15 protein-coding genes are annotated in these 16,687 nt (G+C 65.2%); 6 read left to right on the forward strand and 9 right to left on the reverse strand.

Annotated elements, in window-relative coordinates:
• Positions 1-233 precede the first annotated feature (233 nt).
• On the forward strand, positions 234-587 hold the full coding sequence (locus AC1HIY_RS05170; protein ID WP_479575646.1) for a VOC family protein: 354 nt from the start codon (positions 234-236) through the stop codon (positions 585-587).
• Between the two features lie 6 nt (positions 588-593).
• Here the strand turns inward: AC1HIY_RS05170 and AC1HIY_RS05175 are convergent, their stop codons facing one another.
• Positions 594-1,451 (reverse strand): polyphosphate kinase 2 family protein, encoded by an 858-nt coding sequence (locus tag AC1HIY_RS05175; protein WP_479575647.1) that lies wholly within the window; start codon positions 1,449-1,451, stop codon positions 594-596.
• A 262-nt stretch (positions 1,452-1,713) separates the two neighbouring features.
• On the opposite strand from AC1HIY_RS05175, the gene AC1HIY_RS05180 reads away from it, so the two are divergent.
• From AC1HIY_RS05180 to AC1HIY_RS05190, 3 genes are read left to right on the forward strand one after another with little or no spacing between them, the layout of a single operon-like run.
• Positions 1,714-2,682, forward strand: a complete 969-nt coding sequence (locus AC1HIY_RS05180; RefSeq protein ID WP_479575648.1) for an ATP-grasp domain-containing protein — start codon at positions 1,714-1,716, stop codon at positions 2,680-2,682.
• A gap of 12 nt (positions 2,683-2,694) precedes the next feature.
• Entirely contained in the window at positions 2,695-4,053 is a 1,359-nt protein-coding gene (locus AC1HIY_RS05185) for a hypothetical protein (protein WP_479575649.1), read from the forward strand.
• Between the two features lie 22 nt (positions 4,054-4,075).
• Positions 4,076-4,948, forward strand: a complete 873-nt coding sequence (locus AC1HIY_RS05190; RefSeq protein ID WP_479575650.1) for a type 1 glutamine amidotransferase — start codon at positions 4,076-4,078, stop codon at positions 4,946-4,948.
• A 12-nt stretch (positions 4,949-4,960) separates the two neighbouring features.
• Here the strand turns inward: AC1HIY_RS05190 and AC1HIY_RS05195 are convergent, their stop codons facing one another.
• Positions 4,961-5,644 carry a DUF937 domain-containing protein gene (locus tag AC1HIY_RS05195; protein ID WP_479575651.1) on the reverse strand — a complete coding sequence of 228 codons (684 nt, stop codon included), beginning with the start codon at positions 5,642-5,644 and terminating at the stop codon, positions 4,961-4,963.
• Between the two features lie 309 nt (positions 5,645-5,953).
• Here AC1HIY_RS05195 and pbpC point away from each other — a divergent pair, with 309 nt between their 5' ends.
• The gene (gene pbpC / locus AC1HIY_RS05200) at positions 5,954-8,377 is read left to right on the forward strand and encodes a penicillin-binding protein 1C (RefSeq protein ID WP_479575652.1); all 2,424 of its coding nucleotides are present in this window, start codon (positions 5,954-5,956) and stop codon (positions 8,375-8,377) included.
• On the forward strand, positions 8,374-8,733 hold the full coding sequence (locus tag AC1HIY_RS05205) for a cupin domain-containing protein (protein ID WP_479575653.1): 360 nt from the start codon (positions 8,374-8,376) through the stop codon (positions 8,731-8,733). Before pbpC ends, AC1HIY_RS05205 begins: the two co-directional genes overlap by 4 nt.
• Before the next feature lie 39 nt (positions 8,734-8,772).
• Here the strand turns inward: AC1HIY_RS05205 and AC1HIY_RS05210 are convergent, their stop codons facing one another.
• The 7 genes from AC1HIY_RS05210 to AC1HIY_RS05240 form a co-directional block, all read right to left on the reverse strand.
• Entirely contained in the window at positions 8,773-10,536 is a 1,764-nt protein-coding gene (locus tag AC1HIY_RS05210) for an alpha/beta hydrolase family protein (protein ID WP_479575654.1), read from the reverse strand.
• Positions 10,537-10,646: 110 nt separating this feature from the next.
• A complete protein-coding gene (locus tag AC1HIY_RS05215) occupies positions 10,647-11,777 on the reverse strand; it encodes an ABC transporter permease (protein WP_479575655.1) in 1,131 nt (376 codons plus the stop codon).
• A 36-nt stretch (positions 11,778-11,813) separates the two neighbouring features.
• Entirely contained in the window at positions 11,814-12,557 is a 744-nt protein-coding gene (locus AC1HIY_RS05220; RefSeq protein WP_479575656.1) for an ABC transporter ATP-binding protein, read from the reverse strand.
• A 77-nt stretch (positions 12,558-12,634) separates the two neighbouring features.
• Positions 12,635-13,924, reverse strand: a complete 1,290-nt coding sequence (locus tag AC1HIY_RS05225; protein ID WP_479575657.1) for a Gfo/Idh/MocA family protein — start codon at positions 13,922-13,924, stop codon at positions 12,635-12,637.
• A gap of 49 nt (positions 13,925-13,973) precedes the next feature.
• Positions 13,974-14,939, reverse strand: coding sequence for an FAD:protein FMN transferase (locus tag AC1HIY_RS05230; RefSeq protein ID WP_479575658.1), 966 nt, complete (start codon positions 14,937-14,939; stop codon positions 13,974-13,976).
• Positions 14,926-16,353, reverse strand: coding sequence for a Gfo/Idh/MocA family protein (locus AC1HIY_RS05235; protein ID WP_479575659.1), 1,428 nt, complete (start codon positions 16,351-16,353; stop codon positions 14,926-14,928). Before AC1HIY_RS05235 ends, AC1HIY_RS05230 begins: the two co-directional genes overlap by 14 nt.
• A 22-nt stretch (positions 16,354-16,375) precedes the next feature.
• Positions 16,376-16,540: a hypothetical protein gene (locus AC1HIY_RS05240; protein ID WP_479575660.1), complete on the reverse strand. Its 165-nt coding sequence runs from the start codon at positions 16,538-16,540 to the stop codon at positions 16,376-16,378.
• Between the last annotated feature and the right edge of the window lie 147 nt (positions 16,541-16,687).

A 16,687-nucleotide genomic window follows, 5' to 3' on the forward strand; every position in this document is an offset into this window, starting at 1 on the left:
CTCGTGAGAAGAATCGTGGGCACTTCCGCGGTGGTGGGCGTCGCCTCTGAGAATACTACCCGTCGGCATGATTTTCCACCCTCACGCGCACCGTCTCCCCGCATAAAAATGATGAACTTTGGGCTTCGAAAGGCCGAGGACCTTCCTGATCCGTCCACGGCCTCGCGCGTTTGTCATCGGAGGTGCGTATTCTTTCTCCGTCCCCCTCTCCTTTCCTCTTCTTCCTCAGCCTCATGAGCCGCACCGAAAGCGAGCGCCGCATCGACTACATCGAGTTTCCCGCCACGGACCTCGAAGCCACGAAACGCTTCTACCACACCGTCTTCGGATGGTCGTTCCAGGACTGGGGTCCGACGTACACGGCTTTCGACGACGGGCGGCTCTCCGGCGGATTCCACGCCGCCGAGGCCGTCGCGCCGGGCGGGCCGCTCGTCATCCTCTATGCGGCCGACCTCGAAGCCATGCGCACCGCCGTCAAAGCTGCGGGCGGGGACATCGTCGTGGACATCTTCACCTTCCCCGGCGGCCGTCGCTTCCACTTCACCGATCCGAACGGCAACGTGCTCGCCGTGTGGTCCGACGCGTGAACGGGACTACTCGAGTCGTTCCGGGAGAAACGCGCTCGGATCGAAGTCGGGCTTTGGATACTGCGGGTCCATCGCTTCGAGCGTATCGAGGAGCAGCCGGCTGACGACGAGGTTCCGGAACCATCGTTTCTCGGCGGGCACCACGTACCACGGCGCGTGCTTCTTCGAGCACCGCCTCATGGCGATCTCATAGGCGCGCATGTACTCGTCCCAGTATTTTCGTTCTTCGAGGTCGGCGGGGTTGAACTTCCACCATTTGTCCGGGCGCTCGAGCCTCCGCCGGAAACGGGCGAGCTGGTATTCCTTCGAGATGTGGAGATAAATCTTGATCACGCGCGTGCCGTGGTCGTGAAGGAGGCGCTCGAAGGCGTTGATGTGCTCGTATCGTTTCTCGATCAACTTTTTCGGCGCCCATCCGTGCACGCGCACGATGAGCACGTCCTCGTAGTGTGAGCGGTTGAAGATGCCGATGTGGCCCATCGGGGGCACACGCTGATGCACGCGCCACAGAAAGTCGCGGCTCAGTTCGGGCGGCGTCGGCTTTTTGAACCCATAGATGCGGCATCCCTGCGGGTTGATGCCCGTCATGACGCTTCGGATGGTGCTGTCCTTCCCGCCGGTGTCCATTGCCTGAAGCACGATCAGGAGCGCCTGCCGGTTCTCGGCGTACAAGCGTTCCTGAAGCGCGGCGATTTTCTCCCGGTTCTTTTCGAGGGCGGCCCGGGCGGCCGCCTTATCGGTGATGCCCTGCGTGTCGTCGGGGCGTAGATCCTTCAGACGAAACTTAACGCCCTCCCGCACGCGATACTTTTTGTAGTCGAAATGCAACCGGTCTTTGCCCACGGTGAACCTCGAATCGTCCATACGCTCATCGTCCCGAGCGAAAATAGACGATTCCGTCCACAATGACCACCTGCCGGCGCGTCCTCGCGTTTCCGACCCGAAGAAAATGGTTCTGCGAAAATATTGGAAATACGGCCCTTTTCATTCCCTGAGCGGCAACGTCTGTGTACCTTCCCGCATTGAAGCACGCCCGATATTCCACACGCGGCGAACGCCCCCTTGCGCATACCGAGCGGATCCGCCGCCCTCCACCGTCAACCGACCCTTCTCGAGATAGACCCCTATGACCACCCCATCGAACGACCGACCCCGAAAAATAGGCGTGCTCCGGGGCATGGAGACCACCTTCCCCGACGCCCTCATCCCTTTCATCAATCGCGAGTACGCCGACCGGAACGTGACGGCGGAATTCGTCACGCTCGACGCCGTGCGCATGGACGACGATCCGGGCTACGACGTCATCCTCGACCGCATATCGCATGAGGTTCCGTTCTATCGGTCCTACCTCAAGTGGGCCGCTCTCAAGGGGACCTATGTGGTGAACAACCCCTTCTGGTGGAGCGCCGACGACAAGTTCATCGACAACGTCATCGCACAGGAAGCGGGCGTCGCTGTGCCCAGGACGGTCATCCTCCCGCACCACACGCATCCGCCGAACACCGAGGCGAACTCGTTCCGCAACCTGAAGTATCCCATCGACTGGGAGGCGGTCTTCGCCTACGTCGGCTTCCCCGCTTTCCTCAAACCGCATGATGGCGGCGGCTGGCGAGGCGTAACGAAGGTGAACAACCCGGACGAGCTCTTTGCCGCCTATAACACCTCGGGCGACGATTGCATGATGCTCCAGGAAGGCATCGCGTTCGAGGCCTACTTCCGGTGCTATGGCGTGGGCCAACGCGACGTGCACATCATGCCGTACAACCCCGACGCCGAACCCCATCGCCGCTATTACGACGTGCCCGAAGGCCCCTTCGACCCGGAACTCATCGCCAGGATCGAGCGGGACGTGCTCGCCATCTGCCGGGCGCTCGGCTACGACCTGAACACGGTCGAGTTCGCCGTGCGGGACGGCGTGCCCTACGCCATCGACTTCATGAACCCCGCCCCGGACGCCGACTACTACTCCGTCGGCCGGGAAAACTTCGAGTGGATCGTGACGAAGACGGCGGCTTTCCTCGCCGAGAAGGCCACCGAAGAGCGACGTCCCCGACAGTTCACTGCCAACGGCGTCCTCGAACCCGCCGTCCGATAAGCCCGAGGCTCCATGCGCAAGCAACTGCAACCCGCCATCGATTATTACCACGGCCTGATCTCGCACGACCTCCCTGCCGCGGACGATCAGATGGCCCTCCTGCGGCAGAAGCAAACCGAGAACCACGTCCTCTTCGGAGATCGGCCCCTGGCGAACAGTCTTCGCCCGACGTTCCTCACCGAGTCGATGTACACCGCGGTGCAGGATACGGTCTACCTCATCCGTCAGGCCGTCCTCAAGGTCGCTTCCGTCTTTTTCAACGACTACGACCTTCTCCGGAACACCCTCGGTATGGAGGAATGGGAGATCGAGCTGGCCTCGGTGCCCACCAACGTGATCCGTCTGGCCGCCACGGCCCGTATGGATTCGTTCCTCACGCCGGACTCGTTCAAGTTCGTCGAGATCAATGCCGAAGTGCCCGCCGGTCTCGCGTACATCCACGAGATGAACCGGATTTACCGCGAGCTTCCCATCTTCAAGGCTTTCGAGCAGAAGTTTCCCGTCCGGGCCGTCTCCCCGCTCGAACACACGATGGCGGCGCTCGTGCAGATCTACCACGAACAGTTTGACGGCAAAGAGGAGATGCCCTCGTTCGCCATCGTCGATCACCTCGACGTGCCGACGATCCACGAGTTTACCCTGATCAAGGCGTACCTCGAACGTCTCGGCTATGCCTGCGAGGTCGTCGATCCGCGCGCGCTCGAATGTCGGGACGGGTGGATCTATGCGAACGGGCGAAGGATCGACATCCTCTACCGCCGCCTGCTCGCCAACGAGTTCTACGAGATGAAGGACGAATGCGGGGCGTTCCTCGAAGGGTACCTGGCCCAGAAGACGTGTTACCTCAATACGTTTCGTTCGAAGATGGTGCACAAGAAGGCGATCTTTTCGGTCCTCACCGATCCGCAATTCGCGCACGTGCTCCCGCCGGAACAGCGCACGGTCATCGAACGGCACATCCCGTGGACGCGCCTGATCAAAGAGCAGAAAACCAGCTTCCGAGGGCTTCAGATCGACCTGCTCGAGTTCACCCGAAACAACCGCAAGTACTTCATCATCAAGCCGAACGACGAGTACGGCGGCAAGGGCGTCACGCTCGGTTTCACCGTCTCACAGTCGGAGTGGGACGCGGCCCTCGAGGCCGGGCTCCGGGACGGATACGTGGTGCAAGAGGTCGTTGACATCTATCGCGAGCCGTTCCTCATGCAGATGGACGGCTCGTGGGACCTCGTGCCCGCCGTGATCGACCTCGACCCGTACATCAACGGTCCCGACGTGGGCGGCTGCCTGACCCGTATTTCCGCCTCCAACCTCGCCAACGTGACGGCGGGCGGAGGCACGCTCCCACTGTTCATCCTGCGGTACGTGTGAACGCCGCGCCACCGCCTCAACCATGCAACCCTTGACAACGACCAACGCCTCCCCGCTCCGGGTCGCGATCATCGACCTGTACAACAACGAGCCGAACGAAGGCATCCGCGCCATCCGCGAGCTGCTCGAACGCAGCGACCGACGGTACTTCGGCGTGCCGGTCACGTACGAGCGCTTCGAGACGCGGTACCGCAGCGAAACCCCCTCGCTCGACTTTGACGTGTACCTTTCCTCGGGCGGCCCCGGCAGTCCGTTCGACGGGCAGGGCAAGCCGTGGGAAAAGCGTTATTTCGAATGGCTCGACGCCGTATGGCGGCACAACCGTTCGCACGAGGCACACCTGCGGAAGCATGTCTTCTTCATCTGCCACTCGTTTCAACTGATGTGTCGTTTTTTCGAGTGCGCCGTCGTAAAAAAACGCCGCACGCCCTCGTTCGGCATTCTGCCGGTGCACAAGACCGAGGCCGGCGAACGCGATCCGATCTTCTCGAAGCTGCCGGAACCGTTCTACGCCGCCGACTTCCGGCACTGGCAGGTGGTGCAGCCGAATCACGAACGGCTCCGCACGCTCGGCGCGGAGATCCTCGCGCTCGAAAAGATCCGCCCGCACGTCGATCTCGAACGCGCACTCATGGCCATCCGTCTCTCGCCGGAGATCCTCGGCACGCAGTTCCACCCCGAGGCCGATCCGGAGGGGATGCTCAAGCACTTCCTCAAGCCGGAGCGCCGCGCTTTCGTCATCGAGCATCACGGGAAGGAGAAATACGAGCGCATCCTGCATCATCTCCGTGAGCCGAACGAACTCACGATCACGCACGATACGGTGCTGCCCCTCTTTCTCAAGAACGCCGTCGCCTGCCTGCGGCCCGAAGCCGCGCGACGGAAGGTAGCCTGAGGCGGGCCGCCGTCAGCCTTTCCCGCCGAAGAGTGAGCCGAGCATGCCGCCTCCAAGCTTGAGGAGGTCGTCCTTCACGTCGCCGTCGTCGTCCGCATCGAGGAGACCGAGGACGCCGCCAAGCTCGGGCGCCCGGGTTTCGAGGGAGGCGCGCTCCTGACCGAGCACGGAGGCGAGACCTTCGGGGTCGAGGTTTTTCTCACGTTTGATCTTGCCGAGCGCGCCCATGACGAGCGGGGCGAGCAGAGGCAGAAGTCGGCTGACCTGGCTCACGTCCAGACCGCCGGCCCGGCTCACGCCCTGCTCGACGACGGTGCGCCGCTCGCCGAGCACGTGCCGGAGGATGCCCTCGCCGTTGAGCGCACGCGGGTTGACCGGAACCGAAGCGCCGCCGCCCGTCACCTGTCCCGCAAGCCCGCCGAGCATGGCGCCGAGCCCGCCGCCGCCGAGCAGACCAAGCACGTCGCCGAGGTTGTCGAGGACGCTGCCGTCATGGTCGGATTCGAGCGCCGAAGCGAGGGAACGGGCGGCGTCGGGGGTCGAGGCGGCATTCTTCGCGAGACCGCCGAGGAGCACCGGGAGCGCCGCACCGATGGCCTGCCGCGTCTGCGACGGCTCCGCACCGATGGTCCGGCTGATCTCCTGAAGTTGCGCGCCGCCGATCCGTTGGGTGAGCATTTCGAGTATGAAGGGCATCTTTCGATCCTTGATGATTGGAGGGATGTCTTCCCGGAACGAGCGCCGGGCCGAAGGATGCGGCCGAGGATGAGCCGCACGTACGCTCCGGCGGCAAAAATGCGGCCCAACCCTAAAAGCCTCCTTTTCCGGCGAAAACGTCTGTTAAGCATACACCTTTCCGAAAGAGCCTGCACCGATCGCTCGAATTTGAGACATGGGTCCATATGGGCCCGGGATCGCCGGCATGCCCGCCCCCTTTTTCCGTCCGGGATCGGTGCACAGAACGTTTTTTCGTAGTATCGTTTGAATGGATAAACGCTTTTGACCATGCCCACTCGTTTCGCCCGTTTCATCCGGCGTCGGCGCGTGCTGCTTGCCGCGGCGATGGTGTTCGCCGTTTCGCTCGTCTGGCCGCCGGGCGTCGCCGTCCGGGACGGAGGCATCGTCAGTCTCCGTGTGACGGACCGTGACGGCGGCCTGCTCCGTGAGTATCGCCCGAATGGAAGCGGCTTGCCCGTCACGCTCGACGCCGTCAGCCCCATGGCCGTGCGCGCCCTCGTCGCGACGGAGGACCGCCATTTTTACCGGCATCTCGGCATCGACCCGGCGGCGCTCGTGCGGGCGACGTGGAGCAACCTCCGCCACGGACGGATCGTCAGCGGCGCCTCGACGCTGACCATGCAGGCCGCGCGCGCCCTCCGCGACCGGCGCGAACGCGGGTGGTGGGACAAGCTCGCGGAGATGCACCTGGCCCTCCGCCTCGAACGGTACCTGTCCAAAGAGGAGATCCTCACGCTCTGGCTCAACCGGGTTCCCTTCGGCAACCGCACACACGGCATCGAGGCGGCGGCGCGCCTGTATTTCGGCAAGCCCGCCCGCGACCTCACGGCGGCGGAAGCCACGTATCTCATCGGCCTGCCGCAGAGTCCGAGCCGGCACAACCCGTTCCGACATCCGGAGCGCGCCCGAGCGCGGCAGAGGCGGGTGCTCGCGGCGATGGAGGCGGCGGGCGCGCTCACGCCGGCGGAGCGTGAGCGCCTCGAAGCCACACCGCTCGCCCTCGTCGCACCTCGCCGATCTTTTGCCGCCCCCCACCTCGTGCGGGCTCTCCTCCGAGAGGAACGTGCCGACGCCGGCCGGATCGCCGAACTTCGCACCACGCTCGACCCCACCCTTCAACGCACCGTCGAGGCCCTGGCGCGGGGACATCTTCAGCGGCTCGGCGCGCTCGGCGTCGGGAACGCGGCCGCGGTGGTGCTCGACAACCGCACCGGCGCCGTGCTCGCCTACGTGGGCAGTGTGGACTTCTGGGATGCCGCCGCCGGAGGTCAGAACGACGGCGCGCGGATGCTCCGGCAGCCGGGGAGTGCGCTCAAACCCTTCACGTATGCCGCCGCGCTGGCCACGGGCCGGTACACGCCCGCCTCCATCCTCCCCGACGTCGAGACGCCCGTGCTCGAAGCGGGAGGCGCGTTCACCCCGGAGAACTACGACGAAACATACCATGGCCCCGTGCCGCTCCGACAGGCGCTCGCGTGCAGTTATAACGTCCCCGCCGTGCGCCTCGCCCGCGAGATGGGACCGCCGAAGGTGCTCGCGGTGCTTCACGAGGTCGGCTTCTCCACCCTCGACCGGCCGCCCGAGCACTACGGCGTCGGACTGACGCTGGGCAACGGTGAAGTGCGCCTGCTCGACCTGGCCCGCGCGTACGCCGCCCTCGCGCGCGGCGGCTCGCTCCCGGCGCTCCGCTTCCTCGCATGGCGGCGCACGGCCACCGGGGACACGCTCCGCCCGCCGTCCCCGCCGCCCACCCGCCTTTCCCTCGACCCGCGCGTCCTCTATCTCATCACGGACATCCTCAGCGATCCCGCGGCGCGCGCGCCCGCCTTCGGTCGCGGGGGACCGCTCGAATTGCCGTTCCCGTGCGCCGTCAAGACCGGCACCTCGAAAGACTACCGGGACAACTGGGCGGTCGGCTACACACCGCGCCACACCGTCGCCGTGTGGGCGGGCAACTTCGACGGCGCGCCGATGCGATGGGTCAGCGGCGTCACCGGGGCGGGGGCGCTCCTCAAGTCGATCTTCCTCGCGCTCGGTCCCGGCGGCGATTTCGAGCGACCACCCGGCCTCGTCGAGGTCGAGGTCTGTCCCCACAGCGGGAAGCGCCCCGCCCGCGCGTGCCCGGCGCGCAGGAGAGAGCTTTTCCTCGCCGAGACCGCTCCGGCGGACACGTGCGACGTCCACCGCTTCGTCGTCATCGACCGGCGTTCGGGGCTGCTCGCGGACGCCGAAACACCCCCCGAAGCCGTCGAGACGAAGCTGTACACCGTCTATCCTCCCCTTTTCCACCCGTGGATGCGCGAAAACCGGCTCCCCTTTCCACCGACCGTCACCCGCGCCCGCCTCCCCTCGGCATCCGCCCCGCCCCGATACTCGGATCGACTCGTCATTCAGTATCCCGAAAGTGGAATGGTCTTTCAGATCGACCCCGTGCTCCGCAAAAATTTTCAGCGTATCCGTCTCCTGGGCTCCGCCGAAGCGAACCTTCTCGACGTCGCATGGTGGATCGACGGGGTGCGCCTCTCGGAGGATTACCGGACGGCCTCGTGGCCGCTTCGTCCCGGACGACACCGCCTCGCGCTCCGCGCCGTGACGCCGGAGGGCCGCGCGTTGCGCAGCCGCCCCGTCTTCATCACCGTCGCCGATGCGCCCGCTGCCCTTCCCTCGCAATCCAGACCGCCACCCCCGTGAAGAAAGTCAACCTCGCCGAGAAATTCAGCCGGTTCACCGAACCCTGGTCGCCGAAGATCGTGGGTGAACTCAACGGCCAACACGTCAAACTCGCGCGCCTCCAGGGACCGTTCGTCTGGCATCTCCATGCCCACGAAGATGAACTTTTTCTCGTCGTCGAAGGTCGACTCAAGATAGAGTTTCGGGACGGCGTCGTGGACCTCGAAGCGGGCGAATTCCTCATCGTCCCGCGCGGCGTCGAGCATCGGCCCGTCGCCGAGGCGGAAGCCCTCGTGATGCTTTTCGAGCCCGCCGGGACGCGCAATACAGGCAACGTCGAGGACGCAAGAACCGTCCCCGAACCGGAGTGGCTGTGAGGCGCTTTCCATCCCCGCAAACGGGCCCGAACGATCCCTCTACCGCCCCGTCTGAGCGAGGACCCAACGCGTGATGAGGTCCAGCGCTTCCGGCGCAAGGGTCACTTCGATCTTCGCATATTCCGACGGCGCGCCGGTCTCGGCCGGCTGGAAGAGGTGATTGAGTCCGGGCATCTCGACGATCTCGTACCTGGTGTTCCCGCCTGCTTTCAACGCGTCCTCGATGGCCGAGAGGTTTTCTTTCGGCGGCACCTGAAGGTCTTTCTCGCCGTTGATCGCGAGCACCGGGCAGGCCACCTTCCGAAGCACCGGCGCGGGATCATGCACGAGGAAGAAGCGGAACCACGGGGAGAGCACCTGTCCGAGCTCACCGTCGAGATCGAGCGCTCCGACCTTGAATTTTTCCTTCTCCGCCTCGCTCAGACGACTGATTTCCTCGGTCAACACTTTCCGTATCCGGGCCTTTGCTTCCGTGTCGTCGGGTGTGGTTTTCACGATGTCGAAGATGATCTTCTGAACGCGGGCGTTCCATGCGACCACGTCCTCGTCGGCCCCTTCGGCCCGGTTGATGAGCGCCGATTGAAGCTCGAGGATCTTTTCTCCCGTGAGGCCGGGTCCTGCCATGAGGACGATGAACGCCACGTCCGGGCGTTCGGCGGCGACCATCGGCGCGATGAGTCCGCCCTCACTGTGCCCGATCAGCCCGATGGCTCCTGCGTCGAGGTCTTCACGGGCTTCGAGGAAATCGAGCGCGGCAGCCACGTCGGTGGCGAAATCGGCGCTCGTGGCGCTTGCGAAGTCGCCTTCCGAGCCTCCCACCCCCCGGTCATCGAAGCGAAGCACGGCGATGCCGTGGCGGGTCAGGTAGTCGGAGAGGACGAGGAAGGGGCGGTGTCCAAGGAGGGCTTCATCGCGGTTCTGTGGACCCGAGCCGGAGATGAGCACCGCCGCCGGGAACGGCCCTTCGCCCTCCGGCAGGGTGAGCGTGCCCGCAAGCGTGATCCCGGCGTCCTCGTTTCGAAAACGCACCTCCTCTTCCCGGTACGGGAGCGGCCGTTCGGGCTCCTGCGGCCGTTTCGGCTTTTCGATCGCTTCACCTTCCGGCACGGACACGAGCGTGAGCGCAAACGAGCGTCCGCCCTGCGACCACGACCCTTCGATGCGTTGCCCGCCTGCGTCGATGACGCCTTCATACACGCCCGCCACCGCCGGAACTTCGATGCGCAGCTTCAGCCCCTCCCCTTCGATCCTCCCGAGCGGGATCCCCTGCGCGCCCTGATCGGGGCTGTCCATCGTGCCGGAGTAGCCGCCGTCGTCCTTCGCGAGGTGAAAAACGAGCCGGAGCTCGAGGCCGCCCACGGAGAGCGTGCCCAGCCAGTCGCCCGACACGTCGATGTCCGGGGTCGGAGCCGGAGGCGAGGGCGGCGCTTCGCCCGAGCTGCGCGCGAGCAGCAGCGGCAGTTCCAGAGCGCCCTGCCGCCACGTCCCCGCGATGCCCGATCCGTCCGCGCGCAACGTCCCGGAATAAACGCCCTGTAAGGAGGGCACGGTCGCTTCCACCCGGTTGCCCTCCAGCACGACCGAACCGAGCGGCACGCCGAAGGCTCCCTGATCGGGGCTGTCGAGCGATCCGGAATAGCCCTCGGCCCCCTTCTCGAAATGAAACACGAGCCGGAGCGTCGTCTGCCCGACGTTCAACTTGCCTTCCCAGACGCCTTCGATTTCAGGGGCCGGTTGGGCGAAACTCTCGCGGATCGGCAGGAACGTCATAAACAGGATAAGGGGAGCGACTTTTTTCCACATAGGGTCTCTGCATGAGGAGGGTGGGACGGCGGCTTTACGCCCGCGCGACGGAAACTTTTCACGGCGCGCCGATCCCCGCCTTGTACGGGAAAACGCCGGATAGATGCAGGCTATTCCCGAAACAGAATGCGCTCTCGATGATACATCCGAACGGTTGCGGCGACGAGCACGAGGAAGACGAGGAGGTTGCCCCCGACCGCCAGGAGAAGCCGTCCCGGAACGAGGTTGCCCAGGAACGTATCCCGCATCGCGAGGGCATTGCCGAGGATCGGAACCGCGTAGGCCGCAGGGCCGAAATCCGTGCTCGAAAACGAGAAGACGGCCAGGAAGATGGCGATGAAAAGGAGGGGCGTCGTATAGATGCCCGCTTCGCGCGCGCTCCGGGCGTAGGTGCCGAGCAACATGATGATCGCCGCGATCAGGAAGGCCAACGCGGAGAGGTTGACGATGAGCTGCGCCACCTGCGTGAAGGTCAGGGAATAATTGATGCCGTCCGGGAGTCCTTCGAGCGAGAACCCGAAATTGGCGAACAAGATCATCCCGACGACCAGCAAAAGGGAGGAGACGACGGAGAAAACCATGATGGCCAGGATCTTACCGACCACGATGTCCCGACGCGGCACGTTCGAGACGAGCAACGTCGCGAGCGTGTTCTTTTCCTTCTCTCCGACGGCCACGTACATGGCCCGGTTGGCATTGCTCACGAGCAGGATGATGGCGAGGTACGGGATGAGCACGCTCAGCAGGATCCCGGCGCGGCGGTCGGGTCCGGCGGTGTCGACCACCTGCACCTCGAAGGGCCGAAGATCGCTTCGGGAGATGCCCCGGGCGGCGAGCGCCTGCGCCACGCGTCGGTCCCGTTCGGCCTCGATGTGCGCTTTCAACTCGGCGACGGTCCGCCACACCTGCGCATTCGTGCCGTCGCCGTAGATGCGATAGAGCGCGCCTTCCTTCACCACGCGAAGAGAAGGCCCGTCCACCATCTCGAAACGCGGCCCGGTCCGGAGGATCAGCACCTGCGGCATCGCCGCGAGCGCATCGAGGATCACCTCGTCGTCGGTCTGAACGATCACCGCCACGGGCCGATCCGGAGCGCCGGTGAGGCGGTCGATGTTTCCGATGAAACCCATCAAAAGCGGCATCACGAAGAGCGAGATGACGACCACACTGATCGTGAGGCGACGATCTCGAACCATCGTCGTTATCTCCTTTCGGAAGACGAGCCAGGCCTTGTTCTTCATGACGGGAAGGGTTGTGAGGTCGTGTCGGCCGTGCGGCTAGGGGGCTTCGACCTGTTCGATGAGCGAGAAAAAGACGTCCTCGATGTCGGTGTGTCCGGTCTGCGCACGGAGCTCGTCGAGGCTGCCCTCGGCGATGAGCCGTCCCCGGTGGATGATCCCGACCGTGTCGGCGAGCTTTTCGGCTTCCCAGAGAATATGCGTGGAGAAGAGGATCGTCTTCCCTTCCTGTTTGAGCAGGCGAATGTAATCCATAACGCTCTTGGCCGTGATCAGGTCGAGCCCGGCCGTCGGCTCATCGAAAAGGAGGATCTCGGGGTTGGTGACGAGCGCCCGCATGATGACCGTCTTTTGCTTCATGCCGGTCGAGAACGTCTCGGTGCGCTTGTCCACGAAGTCTTCCATGCGAAGGAGCAGGAAGATGTATTCGAGGTTGCGCGCGATGTCGCGGTCGTCGAGGTCGTTGAGGCGTCCGAAATAGAAGCCGATCTCGCGGGGCGTCATGCGCTCGTAGACGCCCATCTCGTACGAGACCACCCCGAGGAGTCTTCGGATGGCCCGCTTGTCCGCCCGCACCGAAAGCTCGTTGACGTACGCCTCGCCGGAGGTGGGGTCCATCAGGGTGGCGAGGATGCGGAGGGCCGTGGTCTTGCCTGCACCGTTCGGCCCGAGAAGCGCGTACACGGTCCCGTCGGCGCAGTGGAGGTTCAGGTTTTCGAGCGCGACGACAGGGCCTTCCTTTTTCGATGGAAAGACTTTTTTGAGGTTCTCTGTGCGGATCATGGAGGGAGGCGCGGCCCGTTGGGTGAATCAGCCATGAAAGGACCGGCGGGGTCCCTTGTTCCCCCGCGACCGTCCGTTCATCCGAGCTCGAACAGGGCGGGGTCGAGGTCGAGCTTCGTATTCGCCATGATCGCCTCGTTCGCACGGATGACCGTGACCGCCGCGTCGAAGCCTTCGCGATAGCCCGCGCTCGGCTCGAAGGGGCCGAAGAAGAAGTTGTCCACGAATTCCTTGAGCGCGTGAAAGAGCGGCGTCTCCGCGCCGGGGATGGGGTCGGTCGGGCCGAGGTCCTGCGCGTCGAGCTTGGTGGCGTTGGCCAGCAGCGCGATGCCTTCCTCTTTATAGAACTTGTCCCTTCGCGCGTACACCTCCCAGCCGAGCATCGGGGCGTCGACCTCTTTGAACATCCACGCCTTGCTCTCCCGCATCATGATCGTGCTCTCGCTTCCGTAGAAGAGGTCGTGCCGTCCGTCGAACGAGCTTGCGAGGGTGGCGTCGAAGATCATGTGCACGCCGTTGGGAAAGGCGAGCAGGCTTTGCACGGTGTCCGGCACGGCGCGCCCGTCGTCCCAGAGCATGAGCTGTCCGAAGCCGGTGGCGGCGGTCGGGCGACCGCCGAGGAACCACAGGGCGGTGTCGATCTGATGAATGCCGGCTTCCCCGACGAGTCCGAGGGACACTTCGGGGTCGAGTCGCCAGTTCAGCGCCTGTTCGCGCGCGCGGTTCGGCGAGGTGCGCCGCCAGCTCTGTTTGGTGTGCCACTGCGCGCGCGCCATGACGGCCTTGCCGAGCGCCCCGCCACGGATGAACTTCGAGACGGAGAGGTACTGGGGATCGGCGCGGAACTGTTGACCGACGTGGAAGATGAGGTCGGGCGCGTCTCGGGCGGCGCGCGCGAGGGCGCGGGCGTCGTCGAGCGAGGCGGCCATCGGGGCTTCGCAATAGACGTGCTTGCCCGCATCGAGGGCCGCTCCGGCGATGGCGCGGTGGGTGTGCGTGGGGGTGGCCACCACCACGGCGTGGATGTCCGGATCGTCGAGCACGGCGCGATAGTCCGTCACCCGCGCGGCCTCCGGAGCCGAGCGTTCGGCGCGGCGGAGCATGACGTCGTACACGTCGCACACGGCGGCGAGCCGCACCTCGGGGATGCGCGCGAGCGTCGCGGCGATCTCACGCCCCCAGGCCCCGAAGCCGATGAGGCCCACGTTCATCGCGTCGGCCCGCCGCTCCGAGCCGCGCCGAGCCGGCTGCTCCGCCACGATCTCGACGCCGCCCGTGACGCCGAACAACGTCGCCATCGAGCTTTTTTTGAGGAAATTCCGGCGGGTCAACTTCCGTTCGTCGCGACTCATATGCTTTCTTTTCATGGACGTTTCTCATCAGGTTCCGACCTCGATGGGATCGGTGGATTCATGCTCAGAAGCCCGAGCGCGTCACGTCGAAGCCTTTCGGCGACGGTGAGACGACGAGCGCGCGAAGCCCTTCTATGGCGCGGCAGAGGCGGTCCACGGCGGGCGGTCCGAGGACGAGGAGCGCCGTGGAGAGGGCGTCGGCGTCGGTGGCGGCGGCCGTTGCGACGGCTGCCAGGAGCGCGCCCACGACCGGACGGCCCGAGCGCGGGTCGAGCACGTGCCCGAACGCCTCCCCTTCCGCCTCAAACGTTTTGCCCCACACCGCGGAGACGGAGAGCGCCTCTTCCCGGAGCGGGGTGACGGCCAGGAGCGCGTCGCCCGCGTCGTCGCCGGGAGCGGGGATGCCCACCTTCCACGCCTCGTGCGCGCGCGGCCGTCCGAAGGCAAACGCCGTACTCGTCCCCCCGTGCACGAGCGCATGCGCCACGCCCGCCTCTTTCAGCAACAGCGCCGCCTCGTCGATGGCATATCCTTTCCCGATGCCGCCGAGGTCGAGGCTCATGCCGGGTCGTGTGAAAGTGACGGTGTACGCCTCGGGGTCGAGGCGCACGTGCTGCATGCCGGTCCGCCGCCGGGCCTCGGCGAGCGCCTCCGCGTCGGGCACGCGGCCCCCCTCGCCGGTGAAGCCCCAGCACCGCATGAGCGGCGCCACGGTCGGATCGAACGCGCCTTCGGTGAGCGCGTGCAGCCGGGCGGCGCGTTCGAGCAGGCGAAAGAGCCGTGGCTCGACGCGCACCGGACTCGCCGCCGCCCGCGCGTTGATGCGGCTGATCTCACTCTCGGGCCGGTAAAAGCTGAGTTGCGCCTCCAGCCTTCGGATCTCGGCGAGCGCTTCCTCCCCGGCGGCGCGCAGACGCACGGCGTCGTCGCCCCGAAGCACGAGTTCGAAGCGCGTCGCCATCGCGTCGAGCGCCAGGCGAAGCGTCACGTCCCGGGCGTCTCCGTCGCGGCGCGCGTCAGGAGGGATCAAGCGTGCCGTACGTGATCGGGGTGAACTCCTGCCCGCTCCCGTTCGTGATTTTCCGGGTCTTCCAGTCAAAGTACATCATCTGCCCGAGCCGGTCGGACATCTCCGCGAGCGAGATGATCGTCTGTGCCCGAATCGCCACGTCGATGTTGCCGTTGGGCGTTTTGTCGTTCCGGATGGCGTCGAAGAAGTTGGCGATATGGGCCGGCACCTCCACCCCCGGCTCGATGTTCTCGAAGCGCTCGGGGTCGATGAGGTCGGCGTACGGGCGCTCGGGACGCAGTTCGAGCGTGTTTCCGGAGAAGTACAGCGTCGCCTCGTTGCCCCGGATCATCTGCGGGAGCCCCTGCTCATTGACCGTGCATCCGATGACCATCATGCCCATGCCGCTCGGGAATTCGGCGAGCACCTGCGTGTTGTCGTTCACGTCGCGGTCGTCGGGACCGAGCGTCTCGAGCGTGATCTTCCGGTTGCCCAGGCACGTGACGCGGTACGGGAATTCGGGGTCGCCGGTGGCAAGGAGCAGCGGGTGGATGCGGTGCGCGAGGAGGTCGCCGAGGATGCCCACACAGAACGGGTAGTACTTCCGCCAGCGATGATAGTACTGCGGATCGAAGGGGCGTTCGGACACCGGTCCAAGCCACTTCTTCCAGTCGATGGTCTTGCCGGGCTCCAGTTCCGGTTCCAGTTCATAATAATTCCACTCGCCTTCGGGGGTGTTCCGCATGTAGGAGTCCTGCGCAAGCACGAGCCGTCCGATCCGGCCGTCGCGAATCAGTTCGGCGGCTTTGTGCCATTTCCCCTCGGTGCAATATTGCGAACCGATCTGAAACTTCATCCCGGTCCGTTTGACCGTATCGTAGACCTTGAACGCCTCGCCGAGATAGCGCGTCATCGGCTTCTCGCAATAGACGTGCTTGCCCGAATCGAGCGCATCGATGGCCACCTGCGCGTGCCAGTGATCGACCGTTCCGATGAAGATGGCGTCGATGTCCTGGCGGTCGAGAAGCGCGCGGTAATCCTCGTAGACCTGGATCTCCCCGGTGCGTCCCTCGGCGGCGCGGGCGGCGTCGAGCGCCTGAAAAGCACGGTCGCGCCGCTTCGAGAAGAGGTCGCATGCGGCTGCCCCGATGGCGTTGTACTGGTAGTCGTGTCGTTTCTCGCCGTCGTCGTTCCGGTTGATCACACTCTGAAGATGCGCATAAAAGCCCTGCCCCCCCACACCGACGAAGCCGACGACGATCCGGTCGTTGGCGCCCAGCACGCCCGGCGGCGGCGGCGCGGACGGCTTCTCGACCACCTCCGACACCTTCGGCGAGCACCCGGCCATCACCGCCGTGGCCGCGAGGGCGCTCTTCTTGATGAATTCGCGGCGGGACTCCTTGACCGCGCGGGGGCGTTTCTTCGCTTTTTTCATGATGCGTCTGCGTTGTGTGGGGCTAGAGATAAAGCGCGCCGATCCACGACCGGGCGCGTTCGGTGTATCGCCTCTCGATCGAGCCTTGCGCCTGAAAGGGGACGACGATCTTCTTCTTCACGCCCGCAGGAATGTGACCGGGAGGCGGGGAGAAGAGGAGGTTTCCGGTGCGATCAGATGCGTTCAAGAAGACCCGGTGGCGAGGTGCACCGGACCGTCGGACGTCCGATGCCGGTTGTTTTTCGAAGTTCGTGTATATTCATCAAAATGTCAGGCACGGCGCGGGATTTTTTCGCGTCCTTTGTGCCATCCGACCGGGACGCCCCGCCCGGGG

This window comes from Rhodocaloribacter sp. (assembly GCF_056451265.1).

Bases quoted from the DNA above. Each gene is read 5' to 3' on its own strand.
- AC1HIY_RS05215 (WP_479575655.1), bottom strand. From the start codon at position 11,777: ATGAAGAACAAGGCCTGGCTCGTCTTCCGAAAGGAGATAACGACGATG.
- AC1HIY_RS05225 (WP_479575657.1), bottom strand. From the start codon at position 13,924: ATGAAAAGAAAGCATATGAGTCGCGACGAACGGAAGTTGACCCGCCGG.
- AC1HIY_RS05170 (WP_479575646.1), top strand. From the start codon at position 234: ATGAGCCGCACCGAAAGCGAGCGCCGCATCGACTACATCGAGTTTCCC.
- AC1HIY_RS05210 (WP_479575654.1), bottom strand. From the start codon at position 10,536: ATGTGGAAAAAAGTCGCTCCCCTTATCCTGTTTATGACGTTCCTGCCG.
- AC1HIY_RS05185 (WP_479575649.1), top strand. From the start codon at position 2,695: ATGCGCAAGCAACTGCAACCCGCCATCGATTATTACCACGGCCTGATC.
- AC1HIY_RS05175 (WP_479575647.1), bottom strand. From the start codon at position 1,451: ATGGACGATTCGAGGTTCACCGTGGGCAAAGACCGGTTGCATTTCGAC.
- AC1HIY_RS05180 (WP_479575648.1), top strand. From the start codon at position 1,714: ATGACCACCCCATCGAACGACCGACCCCGAAAAATAGGCGTGCTCCGG.
- AC1HIY_RS05220 (WP_479575656.1), bottom strand. From the start codon at position 12,557: ATGATCCGCACAGAGAACCTCAAAAAAGTCTTTCCATCGAAAAAGGAA.
- AC1HIY_RS05235 (WP_479575659.1), bottom strand. From the start codon at position 16,353: ATGAAAAAAGCGAAGAAACGCCCCCGCGCGGTCAAGGAGTCCCGCCGC.
- AC1HIY_RS05190 (WP_479575650.1), top strand. From the start codon at position 4,076: ATGCAACCCTTGACAACGACCAACGCCTCCCCGCTCCGGGTCGCGATC.
- pbpC (WP_479575652.1), top strand. From the start codon at position 5,954: ATGCCCACTCGTTTCGCCCGTTTCATCCGGCGTCGGCGCGTGCTGCTT.
- AC1HIY_RS05195 (WP_479575651.1), bottom strand. From the start codon at position 5,644: ATGCCCTTCATACTCGAAATGCTCACCCAACGGATCGGCGGCGCGCAA.